1 protein-coding gene is annotated in these 2,721 nt (G+C 56.9%); it reads left to right on the top strand.

Annotated features, from left to right (window positions below):
• On the top strand, positions 1-2,721 hold a 2,721-nt coding region (locus GIW02_RS26945; protein WP_236422215.1), incomplete at both ends, for a hypothetical protein.

The following is a 2,721-nucleotide window of genomic DNA, read 5'->3' as shown; positions in this document are numbered from 1 at the left end:
CCGGTACTTTCACCGCGACCGACGAAGAAACGCCGCGTGAAGGTCTGACGATTTCCTTCACTGGCAACAGCAATGCTGATGGTTACTACGCCATCGACGGCAACAATGTTGTGCTGACTCAGAAGGGCGCTGACTTCGTTAATGCCGGTAATCAACTGCCTAAGATCGACCTGACTGTTGCTGATCCATCGGGCGCGAACTCCAATGGTTCCGGCCAACCGACCGTTAACCTGCATAACGACGTGCCGGTAATCACCGTTGCGGCTAACACCGTCGAAGAGAACTCCGCCACTGCGGGCACCGTCGCCGGTACTTTCACCGCGACCGACGAAGAAACGCCGCGTGAAGGTCTGACGATTTCCTTCACTGGCAACAGCAATGCTGATGGTTACTACGCCATCGACGGCAACAATGTTGTGCTGACTCAGAAGGGTGCTGACTTTGTTAACGCTGGTAATCAACTGCCTAAGATCGACCTGACTGTTGCTGATCCATCGGGCGCAAACTCCACTGGCGCAGGCCAACCGACCGTTAACCTGCACAACGATGTGCCGGTGATCACCGTTGCGGCTAACACCGTCGAAGAGAACTCGGCCACTGCGGGCACCGTCGCCGGTACTTTCACTGCGACCGACGAAGAAACTCCGCGCGAAGGTCTGACCGTTTCCTTCACTGGTACCAGCAATGCCGATGGTTACTACGCCATCGATGGCAACAATGTTGTGCTGACCCAGAAGGGTGCTGACTTTGTTAACGCTGGCAACCAGCTGCCTAAGATCGACCTGACTGTTGCTGATCCATCGGGCGCGAACTCCACTGGCGAAGGCCAGCCAACCGTTAACCTGCATAACGATGTGCCGGTAATCACCGTTGCGGCTAACACCGTCGAAGAGAACTCCGCCACTGCGGGCACCGTCGCCGGTACTTTCACTGCGACCGACGAAGAAACGCCGCGTGAAGGTCTGACCGTTTCCTTTACTGGTACCAGCAACGCAGATGGCTACTACGCCATCGATGGCAACAATGTTGTGCTGACTCAGAAGGGCGCTGACTTCGTCAACGCTGGCAACCAGCTGCCTAAGATCGACCTGACTGTTGCTGATCCATCGGGCGCGAACTCCACTGGCGAAGGCCAGCCGACCGTTAACTTGCACAATGATGTGCCGGTGATCACCGTAGCGGCTAACACCCTCGAAGAGAACTCCGCCACTGCAGGCACCGTCGCCGGTACCTTCACTGCGACCGACGAAGAAACGCCGCGTGAAGGTCTGACCGTTTCCTTCACTGGCAACAGCAACGCTGACGGCTACTACAGCATCTCCGGCAATAACGTGGTGCTGACGCAAAAAGGCGCTGACTTCGTCAACGCAGGCAACCAGTTGCCTAAGATCGACCTGACTGTTACTGATCCATCGGGCGCAAGCTCCAATGGTTCCGGCCAACCGGCTGTTAACCTGCATAACGACGTGCCGGTAATCACCGTTGCGGCTAACACCCTGGAAGAGAACTCGGCTACAGCAGGCACCGTCGCCGGTACCTTCACCGCGACCGACGAAGAAACGCCGCGTGAAGGTCTGACCGTTTCCTTTACTGGTACCAGCAACGCAGATGGCTACTACGCCATCGATGGCAACAATGTTGTGCTGACTCAGAAGGGCGCTGACTTCGTTAACGCTGGCAATCAACTGCCTAAGATCGACCTGACTGTTGCTGATCCATCGGGCGCTAACTCCACTGGCGAAGGCCAGCCGACCGTTAACCTGCACAACGATGTCCCGGTAATTGTGGTTGCTCCGGCCACGATCGAAGAAAACTCCGCTGCAGTAGGTACTGTTGCCGGTACTTTCACCGCGACCGACGAAGAGACCCCGCGTGAAGGTCTGACCGTTTCCTTCACTGGTACCAGCAATACCGATGGTTACTACGCCATCGATGGCAACAATGTTGTGCTGACCCAGAAGGGTGCTGACTTTGTTAACGCTGGCAACCAGCTGCCTAAGATCGACCTGACTGTTGCTGATCCATCGGGCGCGAACTCCACTGGCGAAGGCCAGCCGACTGTTAACCTGCACAACGACGTGCCGGTAATCACCGTTGCGGCTAACACCCTGGAAGAGAACTCGGCTACAGCAGGCACCGTCGCCGGTACTTTCACGGCGACCGACGAAGAAACGCCGCGCGAAGGTCTGACGATTTCCTTCACTGGCAACAGCAACGCTGACGGCTACTACAGCATCTCCGGCAACAACGTTGTGCTTACCCAGAAGGGCGCTGACTTCGTTAACGCTGGCAACCAGTTGCCTAAGATCGACCTGACTGTTGCTGATCCATCGGGCGCAAGCTCCAATGGTTCCGGCCAACCGGCTGTTAACCTGCATAACGACGTGCCGGTAATCACCGTTGCGGCTAACACCCTGGAAGAGAACTCGGCTACAGCAGGCACCGTCGCCGGTACCTTCACCGCGACCGACGAAGAGACCCCGCGCGAAGGTCTGACGATTTCTTTCACTGGCACCAGCAACGCTGATGGTTACTACGCCATCGACGGCAACAACGTAGTACTCACCCAGAAAGGCGCTGACTTCGTCAACGCCGGCAACCAGCTGCCGAAAATCGACCTAACCGTCACCGATCCAGAAGGCCTGAACTCGCATAGCGCCGCGCAGCCAACCGTCAATCTGCATAACGATGTGCCGGTGATCTCCGTCGTGGCTAATACCC

The organism is Pseudomonas syringae, from assembly GCF_021606685.1.
Lineage (GTDB): Bacteria > Pseudomonadota > Gammaproteobacteria > Pseudomonadales > Pseudomonadaceae > Aquipseudomonas > Aquipseudomonas syringae_R.
This window is presented reverse-complemented; position numbering and strand designations above follow the sequence as displayed.